General features: G+C 67.4%; 17 protein-coding genes. 11 read left to right on the top strand and 6 right to left on the bottom strand.

The annotated features are described in order from the left end of the window. Nucleotides 1-30: 30 nt before the first annotated feature. Complete coding sequence (gene plsY / locus NGK62_RS19710) at nucleotides 31-672, top strand: glycerol-3-phosphate 1-O-acyltransferase PlsY (protein ID WP_059380089.1); 642 nt, start codon at nucleotides 31-33, stop codon at nucleotides 670-672. Nucleotides 673-723: 51 nt separating this feature from the next. Here the strand turns inward: plsY and tsaD are convergent, their stop codons facing one another. Then, on the bottom strand, nucleotides 724-1,755 hold the full coding sequence (gene tsaD, locus NGK62_RS19705; RefSeq protein ID WP_118932052.1) for a tRNA (adenosine(37)-N6)-threonylcarbamoyltransferase complex transferase subunit TsaD: 1,032 nt from the start codon (nucleotides 1,753-1,755) through the stop codon (nucleotides 724-726). Nucleotides 1,756-1,865: 110 nt separating this feature from the next. On the opposite strand from tsaD, the gene NGK62_RS19700 reads away from it, so the two are divergent. From NGK62_RS19700 to NGK62_RS19690, 3 genes are all read left to right on the top strand, one after another. Further along, on the top strand, nucleotides 1,866-3,158 hold the full coding sequence (locus NGK62_RS19700; RefSeq protein WP_059380087.1) for an NCS2 family permease: 1,293 nt from the start codon (nucleotides 1,866-1,868) through the stop codon (nucleotides 3,156-3,158). A 209-nt stretch (nucleotides 3,159-3,367) separates the two neighbouring features. Further along, nucleotides 3,368-4,384 carry an LLM class flavin-dependent oxidoreductase gene (locus NGK62_RS19695; RefSeq protein ID WP_054453967.1) on the top strand — a complete coding sequence of 339 codons (1,017 nt, stop codon included), beginning with the start codon at nucleotides 3,368-3,370 and terminating at the stop codon, nucleotides 4,382-4,384. A 167-nt stretch (nucleotides 4,385-4,551) separates the two neighbouring features. Further along, nucleotides 4,552-4,926 carry a thioredoxin family protein gene (locus NGK62_RS19690; RefSeq protein WP_013394055.1) on the top strand — a complete coding sequence of 125 codons (375 nt, stop codon included), beginning with the start codon at nucleotides 4,552-4,554 and terminating at the stop codon, nucleotides 4,924-4,926. Nucleotides 4,927-4,956: 30 nt separating this feature from the next. On the opposite strand, the gene NGK62_RS19685 is transcribed toward NGK62_RS19690, so the two are convergent. The 5 genes from NGK62_RS19685 to NGK62_RS19665 form a co-directional block, all read right to left on the bottom strand. After that, nucleotides 4,957-5,544, bottom strand: a complete 588-nt coding sequence (locus tag NGK62_RS19685; RefSeq protein ID WP_251879952.1) for an IMPACT family protein — start codon at nucleotides 5,542-5,544, stop codon at nucleotides 4,957-4,959. Nucleotides 5,545-5,571: 27 nt separating this feature from the next. Further along, a complete protein-coding gene (locus NGK62_RS19680; protein ID WP_118932053.1) occupies nucleotides 5,572-6,378 on the bottom strand; it encodes a transporter substrate-binding domain-containing protein in 807 nt (268 codons plus the stop codon). A gap of 18 nt (nucleotides 6,379-6,396) precedes the next feature. Next, the gene (locus NGK62_RS19675) at nucleotides 6,397-7,170 is read right to left on the bottom strand and encodes an ABC transporter permease (protein ID WP_054453964.1); all 774 of its coding nucleotides are present in this window, start codon (nucleotides 7,168-7,170) and stop codon (nucleotides 6,397-6,399) included. Further along, a complete protein-coding gene (locus NGK62_RS19670) occupies nucleotides 7,167-8,165 on the bottom strand; it encodes an ABC transporter substrate-binding protein (RefSeq protein ID WP_059380084.1) in 999 nt (332 codons plus the stop codon). The genes NGK62_RS19675 and NGK62_RS19670 overlap by 4 nt, the downstream gene beginning before the upstream one ends. Nucleotides 8,166-8,238: 73 nt before the next feature. After that, entirely contained in the window at nucleotides 8,239-9,009 is a 771-nt protein-coding gene (locus tag NGK62_RS19665; RefSeq protein ID WP_059380083.1) for an ABC transporter ATP-binding protein, read from the bottom strand. 275 nt (nucleotides 9,010-9,284) lie between these two features. On the opposite strand from NGK62_RS19665, the gene NGK62_RS19660 reads away from it, so the two are divergent. The 7 genes from NGK62_RS19660 to NGK62_RS19630 are packed head-to-tail and all read left to right on the top strand — an operon-like array spanning nucleotide 9,285 to nucleotide 15,158. After that, a complete protein-coding gene (locus NGK62_RS19660) occupies nucleotides 9,285-10,526 on the top strand; it encodes a CaiB/BaiF CoA transferase family protein (protein WP_251879950.1) in 1,242 nt (413 codons plus the stop codon). A 48-nt stretch (nucleotides 10,527-10,574) separates the two neighbouring features. Next, nucleotides 10,575-11,540, top strand: coding sequence for a Bug family tripartite tricarboxylate transporter substrate binding protein (locus NGK62_RS19655; RefSeq protein ID WP_251879948.1), 966 nt, complete (start codon nucleotides 10,575-10,577; stop codon nucleotides 11,538-11,540). A gap of 10 nt (nucleotides 11,541-11,550) precedes the next feature. Beyond that, nucleotides 11,551-12,030 (top strand): MaoC family dehydratase, encoded by a 480-nt coding sequence (locus tag NGK62_RS19650; protein ID WP_059380080.1) that lies wholly within the window; start codon nucleotides 11,551-11,553, stop codon nucleotides 12,028-12,030. After that, a complete protein-coding gene (locus NGK62_RS19645; protein WP_251879946.1) occupies nucleotides 12,027-12,809 on the top strand; it encodes an enoyl-CoA hydratase/isomerase family protein in 783 nt (260 codons plus the stop codon). The genes NGK62_RS19650 and NGK62_RS19645 overlap by 4 nt, the downstream gene beginning before the upstream one ends. A gap of 5 nt (nucleotides 12,810-12,814) precedes the next feature. Further along, the gene (locus NGK62_RS19640) at nucleotides 12,815-13,210 is read left to right on the top strand and encodes a Zn-ribbon domain-containing OB-fold protein (protein WP_251879944.1); all 396 of its coding nucleotides are present in this window, start codon (nucleotides 12,815-12,817) and stop codon (nucleotides 13,208-13,210) included. Continuing rightward, nucleotides 13,207-14,364 carry a thiolase family protein gene (locus tag NGK62_RS19635; protein WP_251879942.1) on the top strand — a complete coding sequence of 386 codons (1,158 nt, stop codon included), beginning with the start codon at nucleotides 13,207-13,209 and terminating at the stop codon, nucleotides 14,362-14,364. The genes NGK62_RS19640 and NGK62_RS19635 overlap by 4 nt, the downstream gene beginning before the upstream one ends. Nucleotides 14,365-14,381: 17 nt before the next feature. Further along, complete coding sequence (locus tag NGK62_RS19630) at nucleotides 14,382-15,158, top strand: SDR family NAD(P)-dependent oxidoreductase (RefSeq protein WP_059380077.1); 777 nt, start codon at nucleotides 14,382-14,384, stop codon at nucleotides 15,156-15,158. Nucleotides 15,159-15,169 lie beyond the last annotated feature (11 nt).

The following is a 15,169-nucleotide window of genomic DNA, read 5'->3' as shown; positions in this document are numbered from 1 at the left end:
AACAACACAACAACAACGGACCCTCTCTCCATGGCGATAAACGACCCCTCCCTGGTCTTCAGCGCTGCGCTCATCCTGCTGGCCTACCTGATCGGCTCCGTGCCGTTCGCGGTGGTCGTCAGCAAGCTCATGGGCCTGCAAGACCCCCGCAGCTACGGCTCCAAGAACCCGGGCGCCACCAACGTGCTGCGCACCGGGAACAAGACCGCCGCCGCGCTGACGCTGCTGGGCGACGCCGCCAAGGGATGGTTCGCAATCTGGCTGGCCGAAAAGCTGGCTCCCGGGATCTCCCCCGTCGCGCTGGCGCTGGTGGCGCTGGCCGCCTTCCTGGGCCATCTGTACCCGATATTCCTGCGCTTCAAGGGCGGCAAGGGCGTGGCCACCGCGCTGGGTGTGCTGGTGGCGATCCAGCCCTGGCTGGCGGTCGCCACGGCGGCCACCTGGCTCATCGTCGCGGTATTCTTCCGCTATTCGTCCCTGGCTTCGCTGGTGGCGGCCTTCTTCGCCCCTGTCTACTACGTGTTCGGCTCCGGCCTGGCCTGGTATGCGCAGCCGTCCATGGGCGTGGCGCTGGCGGCCATCGGCGTGCTGTTGTTCTACCGCCACCGCGCCAATATCACGCGCCTGGTCCAGGGCACGGAAAGCCGCATCGGCGGCGGCAAGAAGAAATAAGCGCGAAACGAATGCGCTTCGGGGCGGCCGGCAAGGCCGCCCTTTTCATTTTCAGGCGATGTCGGCCAGGTCCCAGCGCGGCTTCACAGTGAAGCTGTGCGCGTCCGGATCCAGGGTCGCCAGGCCCGCCTTGACCCGCTCGGCGGCCGCAAAGGCGATCATGGCGCCGTTATCGGTGCACAGCTCCAGGGGCGGGAAATAGGCGCGCGCCTTGAGCGGCTTGAGCGCCGCGTCCAGCTTGGCGCGCAGCAGCTGGTTGGCGCCCACGCCCCCGGCCACCACCAGGCGCTTCAGGCCGGTCTGCTTCAGCGCCTTGATGGCCTTGGCCGCCAGCACTTCCACGATCGCGGCCTGCGTGGCCGCGGCCAGGTCGGCGCGGGTCTGTTCGTCCAGACCGCCCGCGGCCTCGGCGGCCTTGACGCGGGTCAGCACCGCCGTCTTCAGGCCACTGAAACTGAAATCCAGGTCGCCGCTGTGCAGCATCGGGCGCGGCAGATCGAAACGCGCGGCATCGCCGCTGGCAGCCAGCCGGGACAGCGCCGGACCGCCCGGATAGCCCAGGCCCATCAGCTTGGCGGACTTGTCGAAGGCCTCGCCCGCGGCGTCGTCCAGCGTTTCGCCCAGCAATTCATAGCGCCCCACCCCGTCCACGCGCATCAGCTGCGTGTGTCCGCCGGACACCAGCAAGGCCACGAAGGGAAATTCCGGTCGCGGATCCGCCAGCATCGGCGACAGCAGATGGCCTTCCAGGTGATGGATGCCGATGGCGGGCAGATGGCGCGACCAGGCGAATGACTGCGCGACGCTGGCGCCCACCAGCAAGGCGCCGGCCAGGCCGGGGCCGGCCGTATAGGCCACGGCGCCGACATCCGACATTTGCAGGCCCGCGTCTTCGAGGACCTGGCGGGTCAGCGGCACGACGCGGCGGATATGGTCGCGCGAGGCGAGTTCCGGCACCACGCCCCCGTATTCCTGGTGCATGGCGATCTGGGTATGCAGCGCGTGCGCGAGCAGGCCCCGTTCCGTACAGACGGCTGCGACGCCGGTTTCGTCGCAGGAGCTTTCAAAGCCGAGAATAATCATGGCGGCAGAGTTTACAACTGATGCGAAAATACGCCCTTTCATGAAAAACCGGCGGGCAACCCGGCCCGCCCACAACAACCCGCAATCCTGCAAACACATTGGGGACTCGAATGCTCGAGAAGCTATTCAAGCTGCGTGAACACGGCACGACAGCGCGTACGGAACTGGTCGCCGGCCTGACGACCTTCCTGACGATGTCGTACATCATCTTCGTCAATCCGGACATCCTGTCGTCGACGGGCATGGACCGCGATGCCGTGTTCGTCGCCACCTGCCTGGCCGCCGCGCTGGGCTCGCTGGTGATGGCGCTGATCGCCAACTGGCCGATCGGCATGGCGCCGGGCATGGGCCTGAACGCCTTCTTCGCATTCACCGTGGTCAAGACCATGGGCTACACCTGGGAGCAGGCGCTGGGCGCCGTGTTCATCTCGGGCGTGATCTTCCTGTTCCTGACGTTCTCGGGCATCCGGGTCTGGCTGGTCAAGGGCATTCCGCATTCGCTGCGCAGCGCCATCGCCGCCGGCATCGGGCTGTTCCTTGCCATTATCGCGCTATCCAGCGCCAACATCGTGGTCGCGCATCCCGCCACCAAGGTCACGCTGGGCGACCTGACCCAGCCGGGCCCGCTGTTCGCCATCCTGGGCTTTTTCATCATCGCCGCGCTGGATGCGCTGCGCGTGCGCGGCGCGATCCTGATCGGCATCCTGGTGGTCACGGTGCTGTCGATGGCGCTGGGCTACAACGAATTCAAGGGCATCTTCGCCGCCCCGCCCAGCCTGGCGCCCACGCTGATGAAGCTGGACATCCTGGGCGCGCTGCACAGCGGCTTCGTGCACGTGATCCTGGTGTTCGTGCTGGTCGAAGTGTTCGACGCCACCGGCACGCTGGTGGGCGTGGCCAAGCGCGCGGGCCTGATGCCCGAGAACCGCCCCAACCGCCTGGGCCGCGCGCTCTTTGCCGACAGCAGCGCCATCGTGGCCGGTTCGATGCTGGGCACCAGCAGCACCACCGCCTACGTGGAAAGCGCCTCGGGCGTGCAGGCCGGCGGCCGTACCGGCATGACCGCCCTGGTCGTCGCGGTGCTGTTCCTGGCTGCGCTGTTCATTTCGCCGCTGGCGGGCGCCGTGCCGGCCTACGCCACCGCGCCCGCCCTGCTCTACGTGGCCGGCCTGATGATGCGCGAACTGATCGACATCGACTGGAACGACGTCTGCGAAGCCACGCCGGCAGCGCTGACCGCGCTGGTCATGCCGTTCACGTACTCGATCGCCAACGGCATCGCCTTCGGCTTCATCAGCTACGTGGTGCTGAAGACGGCCACCGGCAAGATCCGCGACGTGCATCCCGCGACCTGGCTGGTCGCCGCGCTGTTCGTGATCCGCTACGCCTTCTTCCCAGGCTAGGCCAGGCCGCCAAAGCCGCCCTACAGAGCGGGCCAATCGCAGGAATAGCGGAAATCAATCAACCCGCCGCACCATAAGGTTGCTGGCGGGTCCGCTTGATTTCACCGATACACTCCCCATGTATAACGGCATATGGAGTCCGCCTTGCGCCTTACCCGCTTTGTTTCCGCCCCGCTGTCCTGTTCCACCGTGTACACGGAGGTTTCCGCATGAGCAGCCTGGCACGCATCCCTTTTTCCGTACTGGACCTGGCCCCGATTGTGCAGGGCCGCGACGCGGCTGACGCCTTCCGCAACACGGTTGCGGTCGCGCAGCACGTGGAACGCCTGGGCTACAAACGCTTCTGGCTGGCCGAACACCACAACATCAACGGCGTGGCCAGCAGCGCCACGGCGGTGCTGATCGGCCACGTGGCCTCGCACACCAGCACCCTGCGCGTGGGCTCGGGCGGCGTCATGCTGCCCAACCATGCTCCGCTGATCATCGCCGAGCAGTTCGGCACGCTGGAAACGCTTTACCCTGGCCGCATCGACCTGGGTCTGGGCCGCGCACCCGGCAGCGACGGCGCCACGCAGCACGCCTTGCGCCGCGGTCCGCGCAGCGGCTTGGAATTCCCTGCGCTGGTCGAAGAATTGCGCGGCTTCCTGGCGCCTTCGCGCCCCGGGCAACCGGTGCGCGCGATTCCCGGCGAAGGCCTGGACATTCCGATCTGGCTGCTGGGTTCCAGCGATTTCAGCGCGCGGCTCGCCGCGGAGCTGGGGCTGCCCTTCTCCTTCGCGGGGCATTTCTCGCCTGAAGGCATGGCCGCCATGCGCCTGTACCGCCATTTGTTCAAGCCGTCGGCAACGCTGGCGCGGCCCTACGCCATGATAGGCGTGCCGGTCGTGGCCGCCGAAACCGATGAGGCCGCCAGGCGCCAGGCCACAACCCAGCAGCTGAAATTCCTGTCGCTGGTGCGCGGCAACCGCCTGCAGCTGCAGCCGCCCGTGGACAGCATGGACGGCCTGTGGAACGAATGGGAGCGCGAGGCGGTCCATCAAAGACTGGGCGCCGCGATCGTGGGCGGCCCGGATACCGTCCGGCGCGAACTGGAAGCGCTGGTCGCCGAGACCGAGGCCGACGAAGTCATGATCGTCTCGGATTTCTACGATATCGCCGACCGCCTGCGGTCCTTCGAGATCGTCGCGTCGTTGAAAAACGGCGCCCCGGCAAGCACCGCGGCCTGAGGGCCGCAGCCCGCGCCCCTGGCGCCAACCATTGCGACGCGGCCATTACCCGCTCTACTATCGTTCTAAAGCACCGAACGCCGCCGCAACGCCCCATCGGGTCCGGGACGGGCATACCCCGGGCCTCTGAGACCGCTTTTTACGCCGCTCGCCGGCAAGGATTCAAAATGAGTATTGTTGAACTCACCAAAGACAGCTTCCAGGAAGCCATCACCCCCGACGGTACGCTGATCGTCGATTTCTGGGCGCCGTGGTGCGGCCCCTGCCGCGGTTTCGCGCCGGTCTTCGAGCAGGCCGCCACCGAGCATCCCGACGTCACCTTCGCCAAGGTCAATACCGACGTGGAACAGGAACTGGCCGGCGCACTGGGCATCCGCTCGATCCCGACCCTGATGGTCTTCCGCGAGAAGGTCCTGCTGTTCTCGCAACCGGGCGCCCTGTCGGGCGGCCAGCTCAATGAGCTGCTCGCCAAGATCAAGGAAGTGGACATGGAAAAGGTCCATCAGGAAATCGCGGCTGCCCAGAACGGACAGGACGCCTGAAAACGCTACGCTGGCCCGTGCCCCCTGGGATCAGGACTCGACTTCCCAGGCCGCACGGCCGCGCGTGATGTTGGCGGCGGTCACTTCCAGGTCCGCCACCGCTGCGCGCGGCACCGTGAACCGTAGCGCCACCCCTTCTTCGTTGAAATCTTCTTGCAGGATGGCCGCGCCTGCCTGAGCCAGGCGCGACTTCAGCAACGCCAGTTCGCCAAAGCCGCAAGCGCAGGCGACGGTTGCAAGATCCACGATCTCGGTCCGGTCCCCAAGCCGCAGGCAGTTGGCCGCGCAGCCCCCGTAGGCGCGCACCAGTCCGCCTGCGCCGAGCTTGATGCCCCCGTACCAGCGCACTACCAGCACCGCCACGCGATCCATGTTCTGGCCTTCAATGGCTTGCAGGATGGGACGGCCAGCCGTGCCTCCCGGTTCGCCGTCGTCATTGAAGCGGTATTCCTGGCCGATGCGGTAGGCCCAGCAGTTGTGGGTCGCTTCCGCGTCGCTGTGCTGGGCAAAGAAGCGCATCGCTTCGTCCACGCCGGACACCGGCGCCGCATACGCGACGAAGCGGCTTTTCTTGATGTCTTCCTGGTAGGTGCAAGGGGCGGTCAGCGTGTGCGTCATGACCGGCATTGTATGTGCCGGCAGCCCCTAGCCGTGGCAGTCAGGGACTTCCTGATCGAGGTACACGTCGAAGGCCACATCGCGCGCCCACTTCGCGGTCATGGCCTTCCAGGCGCCCGCACGATCCCAGGCGCGCATTTCCTGGCTCAGCCAGTTGCGGCTGGCGGAGTCGGCGGCCGGCAGCAGCCACACGCGCTCGCGCCGGGCGCCATCGGCCGCCAGCGTCGAGGAAAATTTCTTCCATTCCGGAAAGCGCACCAGCGGCTCCCAGACCGCGTCGTCGACCAGGCCGATGTCGCAGTTGCCTTCGCGCACGGCGACCAGCGCATCGGACGGCACGCGGTAGGTGCGCACCACGGCGCCCCAGCTTTCGGCCAAGGCGCGGGAAGCGGTTGCGGCCTCGGCCATGCAGACGCTGCGGCCGCGCACGTCGGCGGGCCGGCGCAGGCTGGTATCGCTGCGGATCACGGCCTTGGGACGCGCGGCATAGCCCGTGGCCTGCGTCGCGACGGTGTCCGGTTGGCCCGACTCGCCGTCGGCCAGGGCCAGATCGACCTGTCCCGCCGCCAGCGCGGCAGCGGCCTGCTCCTGCGGCAATTGCACCAGGCGCACCGGCAGTCCGAGGCTCTGCCCCACTCTGTCCGTCATTGCCGCGTCCAGGCCGTCCGGCGTGCGGATCTTGGCGCCGGCCGCAGGCGGCGGCGCCAGGTAAGGCACGCCCACCACCAGCTCGCCGCGCGCCCGAGCCGCCGCGAAGGCGTCGGACTGCGCCTGTGCGAAACCCGATGCAACCAGGCAAGCGCCGAGGACCAACAGACGGATGCGGCCGATCATGCGGGACTCCTGTCGCCCTTAAACGTACTGATAGCGCAGCAGGCGGTGCTTGAGGTTTTCAAGCACGAACTGATCGATCAGCGCGGCCAGCACGGCGATGACCAGGATGTTGGTCATGACGCCGGTCATGTCGGCGATTTCGCCAGAATAGGCCAGCGAACGGCCCAGCCCCTTGCCGAAGCCGATCAGCATTTCCGCCGAGATCAGCGCGCGCCAGGCATTGCCGAAGGCGAGCTGCGCGCCGGTGATGAGCTCGGGCATGACGGCCGGCAGGTAGACCCGCTTGACCAGCCCCCAGCGCGTGGCGCCCATCACGCGCGCCGCCGACACGTGCACGCGCTGCACGGATTCGGTGGCGTTCATGACGCTGAGCGCGGCCGGGAAGAAAGCCGACAGCGCCACCACCACGATGATCGGCGTATTGCCGAAGCCCATCACGATCAGGAACAGCGGCACCCAGGCGATCGACGGAATCGACTGCAGGATGACGATGGCGCTGCGCAGCACTTCGCGAAAGAAGAACAGCACCGCCGCCACCAGGCCGAAGCCGATGCCGGCCGCCAGCGCCAGGCCGTAGCCCGCGCCCAGCCGTCCCAGCGTGCCCAAGAGGCTCTGGTGGAAGGACTGCTTGCCCAGGTCTTCGACCAAGCGCTCGACCACGGCGGGCACGCCCGGCATCAGGAAGTCCGGCAGCGCGAACGCCGCCAGTTGCCACAAGGCCAGGATGAACAACACGCCCAGAACGCCCGCGAAGTGTTTGCGGGCGCCGGTGACTCGGGTAGATGCGCTCAAAGCTTGCGAGCCTCTTGCCAGGACAGGTCGACGATGCTGGAGACGTCATACGGCTTGCCGTCGCGGGTCTTCAGCGAACCCTGGGCCTGCAGGATGTCGGCGATTTCCTGCATGCGGCGGGTGTCCTTGTCGGTCAGCTTGGGCGTGAAGACCTGCGTGCCGATGGCCTCGGCAATGACGGTTTCGCGCGGCAGCTCGCCACGGGTCAAGGTCTTCAAGGTGGGCTCGGCGATGAAGTACGACGCGATCAGCTTGGAAGCCTGCGCGGGTTCCTTCTGCAGCAGCTGGATGGCCTGGTTCTGCGCATCCAGCGCCTTCCAGACGTCGTCCTTGCGCTTGGCCAGCGTTTCGCCGGAGGTGATCACCACCATGCACGGGAACGGCCAGGCCTGACCGACTTCATAGATCTGCTTGACCGGCGCCACCAGCTGCGCAATGCGGTCGTAGGGTTCGAACAGGAAGGCCGCGTCCACGCGCTTGCCCACCAGCGACTGGACCGCCACGGCCGGGCTTACGCCCATGACGTTGACGTCGTCCGCGCCCAGGTTGCCCTGCTTGAGCACCACGCCCTTCAGGACCACGTCGGCGGTGCTGCCTTCGGCCTGGGAAGCCAGGGTCTTGCCCTTCAGCCCCGCGATGTCCTTGATGCCGGAGTCTTCACGCACGATCAGCGAGTGGTAGCCCTGCTGCGCACCGCCCACCACCTTCAGGTCCGCGCCCTTGGAAGCCCAGGCCACCGCGTTGGTGAAGCCCAGCACGCCAATGTCCAGCTGGCCGCCGACAATCGCCTTGATCAGGTCGGTGCCCGACTTGAACTCGATCAGTTCGGAATCCAGGCCGGCCTTTTTGTAATAGCCGCCCTCTTGCGCGACGATGGCTTGCGCATCGTCCATCACGCGCAGATAGCCCACGCGGAATTTCTCGGCCGCCATCGCGGGGGCCGCCGCCAGCAGCGCCGCGGCCAGCGGCAGGGACAGCCATTGCTTCAGTTTCATGGGAAGTGCTCCAAGGTATGCAGAGCCGGCCGGCGCGCACGCGCCGCCAGCAAGAATCCAGAGATCCGGGGGGTCAGGCCGCCAGGGCCAGGTCGGCGTGTTCGCCGGAACCGTCCACCGCGATGCCGAGCAGGCGCAGGATCTCGCGCTTCTCGGCCGCCAGGCCGGACAGGTCATGGGTCTTTTCGCGGTGCGCGAGGTTGAACTCGCGCAGCACGCGGGCCGGGCGCGGGCTGAAGACGATGATGCGGTCGGCCAGGAACAAGGCCTCGTCCACGTCGTGGGTCACCAGCAGCACGGTGGGCTTTTCCTGGGCGATGAGCTGGCGCAGCACATCCTGCAGGCTCAGGCGGGTCAGCGCGTCCAGCGCGCCGAAGGGCTCGTCCATCAGCATGGTCTGCGGCTGCGCGATGAAGGCCCGCGCCAGGGCGGCGCGTTGGCGCATGCCGCCGGACACCTGATGGGGGTAATAGTGTTCGAAGCCGGCCAGGCTGACGCGCGCCAACCACTGGCGCGCGGCTTCGCGGGCGCGGGATTTGGGCGTGTTCTGGAATTCCAGCGCCAGCGCCACGTTGTCCTCCAGCGTCAGCCAGGGGTACAGCGCGTGCTCCTGGAACACCAGGGTACGGCTGGGATGGGGGCCGGCGACCGCCTTGCCGTCGGCCAGGACGCTGCCTTCGGTGGGCTTTTCCAGGCCGGCCGCCAGATGCAGCAAGGTCGACTTGCCGCAGCCCGACGGGCCTACCAGGGCGACCAGTTCACCGGTCTTGATTTCGCTGGTAAAGCCGTCCACCACCGGCAGTTCGCCGAAGTGCTTGTGGACATGGTCGAAGGTCAGATTCATGGAACGTATCGTGGCGGGCCAAAAACGAGCCTCCAATCTAACAATTCGTTATATGAATCCAAACGATCAATATTGAATGTCTTAACTTCTTTTCGTAATAAAGAACCCATCCAGGGCATTCTGCCGCGATTGGCTACAAGCGCTGAATGGCCGCCCTGATTCCGCCGCCGATACTCAAGTCGAATCGATAACGCGCAAAACGATATTGGACCCACGCCCCTCCGGTCATTAAGGTGGATCCCAGACATAACGGGGCCCACCCCGATCGGAGCGACATGGAGCGAGACAACACCGCCGCCGCGCAACCGCGCGGCGCGCTATCCCATCTGAAGATCCTGGACCTGACGCGCGTACTGGCCGGCCCATGGGCGACGCAGACGCTGGCCGACATGGGCGCGGACGTCATCAAGGTGGAGCGCCCCGCGCACGGCGACGACACGCGCGGCTGGGGGCCTCCGTTCCTGACCGGCGCCGACGGCGCGGAGACCCGGGACTCGTCCTACTTCCTGAGCGCCAATCGCGGCAAGCGGTCCATTACCGTGGACATCGCCACGGCCGAAGGCCAGGCGCTCATCGCGGAACTGGCGAAGGACTCCGACGTGCTGGTCGAGAACTACAAGGTCGGCACGCTGGCGCGCTATGGCCTGGACTACGACAGCCTGCGCGCCATCAATCCGCGCCTGATCTATTGCTCGATCACCGGCTTCGGCCAGGACGGACCCTACGCGCCGCTGCCGGGTTACGACTTCGTGTTCCAGGGCATGAGTGGGCTGATGAGCATCACCGGCGACCCCGCCGGCGAGCCGATGAAATCCGGCATCGCCATCACGGATCTGCTGACCGGCGTCTACGCCAGCACGGCGATTCTTGCCGCGGTCGAGCACCGCCACGTCAGCGGCGTCGGGCAGTACATCGACATGTCGCTGCTGGACTGCGTGATCACGATCTCGTCCTACCAGGCCATCAATTATTTCCTGTCCGGGCGGGTGCCCCAGCGCATGGGCAATGCCCATTCCAACATGGTTCCGTACCAGGTGTTCGCCTGCAAGGAAGGCTCGGTCATCGTCGCGGTCGGCAACGACGGCCAGTACCGCGCCCTCTGTGGCGCCATCGGCCGCGCCGACCTGGCCGCCGACGAACGCTACGCCACGGCCGGCGGGCGCAACCGGAACCGCGACACGCTGATACCCCCGATCGCCGAGGCGATGCTGGCGCGCACCATGCAGGAATGGGTGCAGATACTGCAGGCGGCGAACGTGCCCTGCGGGCCCATCTACAACATCGAACAGGTATTCCAGGATCCGCACGTGCGCCATCGCGGCATGCAGCTGTCGCTGCCCCATGCCGCCGGCGTGGACACCCCGGCCGTGGCCAATCCCATCCGCATGCGCGACACGCCCATCCGCTACGGCCGCGCCGCCCCCACCCTGGGCCAGCACACCGACGACGTGCTAAGCGAACGGCTAGGCCTGGACCAGACCCGCATCGCGGAGCTGAAAGGCCGCGGAATCATCTGACCCAGCCGCCGGGCAGGCGGCCACGACAACAACCCAGGAGACACCACCATGCGCATCACCACCGCCGCAGTCTGCGGCGCCTTGACCCTGGCTGCCCTTGTGGCCGCCCCCGCATCGGCCCAGGATGCGCCCGTCCGCTTCATCGTGCCTTACCCGCCGGGCGGCGCCGCCGACCAGATCGCGCGCCTGGTGGCGCAGGAAATGAGCAAGGGCGGCGGCGCGACCATCATCGTGGAGAACAAGCCCGGCGCGGCCGGCATGATCGCCGCCGATTACGTCGCCCGCGCCAAGCCCGACGGCAAGACCTTCTTCGTCGGCTCCAACGCCCCGCTGGTGGTGAACCAGGCGCTCTACGCGAAGATGACCTACGACCCGGCCAAGGACTTCGTCCCGGTCTCGGGCATGGCCAAATCACCGCTCTTGCTGGTGGTCCGCCATGACCTGCCGGCGCGCGACGTCAAGGCCTTGATAGCCCTGGGCAAGCAATCCCCCGGCAAGCTGACCATGGGCTCCGCCGGCACCGGCAATATCACCTATCTTGCCGGCGAATACGCCGTCAGCAAGTTGGGCTTCCAGGTCACGCACGTGCCATACCAGGGCAGCGCGCCCGCCATCGTCGGCCTGATGGGCAGCAGCACCGACATGATGTTCGACGCCCTGCCCTCCAGCATGACGCAGGCGCAGGCTGGCAAGATCCGCCCCTTCGCCGTGCTCGACGACAAGCGCTTCGCCGGCCTGCCCGACGTGCCCACCGCCAGCGAACTGGGCTATCCCGGCATCGATGCCAGCGCCTGGTTCGGCCTGGTTGCGCCCGCCGGCACGCAGGCCGCCGTGGTCGACCAGATGAACCGCGGCGTCAACCAGGCGCTCGCGCAGCCGGAACTGCAGCGCAAGCTCACCAGTATTGGAGCGGTGGCCATGCCGGGCAACGCCCAGGTGTTCGCCGCCTTCGTCCAGGCCGAGCGCGACCGCTGGCTGCCGGTCGCCCGCGACCTGGGCCTGAAGGCCCAGTAAAGAGGCCGCCATGATCACCTTGGACTCCATCGAGGCGCTGCGCGCCTTCTCCGGACAGCCTCCCGCGCTGACTCCCTGGCAGACGGTCGACCAGGACACCATCAACCGCTTCGGCCTGGCCACCGGCGACACGCAGTGGATCCATATGGACCCGCAGCGCGCGCAGGCCGAATCGCCCTACGGCGCGGCCATCGCCCACGGCTTGCTGACGCTCTCGCTGCTGCCCAGCCTGTATGCGTCGGCGATGCGCTTTCCGAACCGCAGGCTGGCGGTGAACTACGGTTTTGACCGCGTGCGCTTCACCCAGGCGGTCAAGGCCGGCGCTCGCGTGCGCGGCGCGTTTGCGCTGACTTCCGTCGACGAACTGCCGGACGGCCAGGCCCGGCTGGCGTGGGACGTGCGCATCGATATCGACGGCGAGCAAAGGCCCGCGCTGGTTGCGCGCTGGCTCACGCAGATCGCCTATCACACAGGCAAGGAGCAGGCATGACACTGAAGATCACCCGCCACGGCGCCACCGCCGTGCTGGCCATGGACCGCCCCGACCAGCGCAACGCGCTCAGCCTGGAAATGCGCGAGGCGTTCGCGCGCGCCCTCCCGGAACTGCGCGAGGATGACGGCATCAAGGCCGTCGTCCTGACGGGATCGGGCGGGCATTTCTGCGCCGGCGGCGACATCAAGTCCATCGCGCAGGCGCACGCCCAGGGCCTGGACGCCTTCGAGGGGCGCGCGCGCATCCGCAAGATCCACCAGTGGTACGACGCGTTGGTGGACCTGGAAAAACCCGTCATCAGCGCGGTGGAGGGCGTGGCTTTCGGCGCCGGCTTGTCGCTGGCGCTGTGCGCGGACTACGCCATCGCGCGGCGCAGCGCCACTTTCTGCGCGGTGTTCGCCCGCCTCGGCTATGTGCCCGACATGCTGGGCATGTATCTGTTGCCGCGCGCCGTCGGCCTGGCGCGCGCCAAGGAGCTGGTGTTCACGGCCCGGGTCTGCGACGCCGAGGAAGCGCTGGAACTGGGACTGGTGCAAGCGCTTTGCGACGGCGATCCGCTGGAACAGGCGCTGGCCATGGCCGAACGCTTTCACAACGCTCCGACGCAGGCGCTGGGCCTGGCCAAGACCATCATGAACCGGACCTTCGAGTCCAGCCGCGAAGACATCTACACGCAGGAAGCCATGGCCCAGGCCATCTGCCGCGACAGCGCCTTCCACCGCGAAGCCGCCCGGCGTTTCGTGGAAAAACTGCCCCCCGCCTACAAATGGGACTGAACGACATGCCCACGCCAACCCAAACCGCCGAACCGGGCCCGCAGGCCCGCTACGAGGCCTATCTGAATGAAGGCCGTTTCATGCTGCAGCGCGACCGCGCCAGCGGCGAATTTTTCTTCTATCCACGCGTGGCCGCGCCGCGCAGCGGCTCGCGCGATCTGGAATGGGCCGCCCCGAGCGGCCTGGGGCGCATCTACGCCGCCACCGTCATCCATCCCCGGCCGCCCGAAACTCCCTACGGCGTGGTGCTGGTAGACCTGGACGAAGGGCCGCGGCTGATGTCGCGGGTGGACGGCATTCCGGCGCAAGAGGTGCGCATCGGCGCCCGGGTGCGCGCCCGCGTCGTCCAGGAGGCCGGATGCGGCGTGCTGGTGTTCGAACCCATGGCGGAGCAAGCATGACCCAAGACCGTTTCCCGCGCGGCAAGTCCGCCATCGTTGCCGCCGCCACCTATGGCATCGGCCAGACCCCGGGCATGAGTTCGATGGACCTGGCGGTCCAGGCCAGTCTTGCGGCCCTGGACCAGGCGGGGCTGCGCCCGGACCAGGTCGATGGCCTCTTCATCGGCCTGCCCGATGACTTCATGTCCGGCCTGGGCTTTGCCGAATACCTGGGCATCTCGCCTCGCCTGACCGAGAACAACCGCACCGGCGGATCGTCTTTCCTGACGCACGCCATGTGGGCCGCGCTGGCCCTGGAAGCGGGACAATGCGACGTGGCGCTGATCGCCTACGGCAGCAATCAGCGCAGCGGCGCGGGCAAGCTGGTGAGCTCCATGCGCCCTGCCCCCAACGAAGCGCCCTACCGGCTGGCGCGTCCGGTGGGCGCGTATGCGCTGGCGGCTTCGCGCTACGCCCACCAATACGGCCTGAAGCGCGAACAGCTGGGCGCGGTGGCCATCGCCGCCCGCCAATGGGCCATGCTCAATCCCGAAGCCTACATGCGCGAACCCCTGGACATGGCGCAGTACCTGTCGGCCCGCATGGTGGCCGAACCCTTGAGCGTGCGCGACTGCTGCCTGGTCACCGACGGCGCCGCCGCCGTGGTGATGACCCGCGCCGACCGGGCCCGCGACCACTGCGCCCGGCCCGCCTACCTGCTGGGCGCGGCCGCGGCCACCGACCACCGCGAGATCACCAACATGCCCGACCTGACGGTAACGGCCGCCACGCGCAGCGGCGCGCGCGCCTTCGCCCAGGCCGGCGTGCGTCCGCAGGACATCGATGTACTGGAGCTGTACGACGCCTTCACCATCAACCCCATCCTGTTCCTCGAGGACCTGGGCTTCTGCGCCAAGGGCGAAGGCGCGGCCTTCGTCGAAGGCGGCCGCATCGCGCCGGGCGGCGAGCTGCCCGTCAATACCAACGGCGGCGGCCTGTCCTGCGTGCATCCCGGCATGTACGGCCTGTTCACCATGGTCGAAGCCTACGTGCAGCTGGCCGGCCTGGGCGGCGCGCGCCAGGTGCCGAGAGCCAGCCTGGCGCTGGCGCACGGCAACGGCGGCGAACTCTCCAGCCAGGCCACGCTGATCCTGGGCACGGCCGAAACGCTTTGAACTCCACAAGGAAAACCATGAACCACACTGCTTTTCTGCTGGACCAGCGCAGCATCATCGTAACGGGCGCCGCCCAGGGCATAGGGCGCGCCATCAGCGAATTGGCCATGCAATTGGGCGCGCGCGTGACCGCCGTCGACATGAACGCCGACGCGCTCGCCGCGTTTGAGCGCGAGGCGCCGCAAGGCCAGCTGCTGACCCTGGCCGGCGACGTGTCGGACCCGGCATTCGCGGCCTTGGCGGTCGAGCGCGCGGCGCAGCATTACGGCGCGGTCGACGGCCTGGTAAACAACGCGGGCGTCACCCGCACTGCAATGATAGAAAAAATGACCCAGGAAGCCTGGCAAAAGGTGATCGACGTGCACCTGACCGGATCCTTCCAGTTCCTGCAGGCCGTCGGCCGCCACATGCTGGCGGCGGCGCGCGAAACGGGCAAGCCGGGCGGCTCCATCGTCAACATCACCTCGGACGCGGGCCGCCGCGGCACCATAGGCCAGATCAACTACGCCGCGGCCAAGTCGGGCGTGCTGGGCCTGACGATGAGCGCAGCGCGCGAATGGGGCAAGTATGGGATACGCGTCAACACCATCGGCTTCGGCGTGGTGGAAACGCCCATGACGGAGACCATACGGGGGGACAAGTTCCGCGACACCTATCTGTCGCAGATCCCGCTAGGCCGCTTTGGCCAGCCTGGAGAGGTGGCGTGGCCGGTGTGCTTCCTGCTGTCGGATGCCGCCTCGTACATGACGGGACAGCACCTCTATGCCAATGGCGGCATGACCATAGGCATGTAAGGCGGATGCGG

Source organism: Achromobacter sp. Marseille-Q4954 (genome assembly GCF_943737025.1).
Lineage (GTDB): Bacteria > Pseudomonadota > Gammaproteobacteria > Burkholderiales > Burkholderiaceae_B > Achromobacter > Achromobacter bronchisepticus_A.
This window is presented reverse-complemented; position numbering and strand designations above follow the sequence as displayed.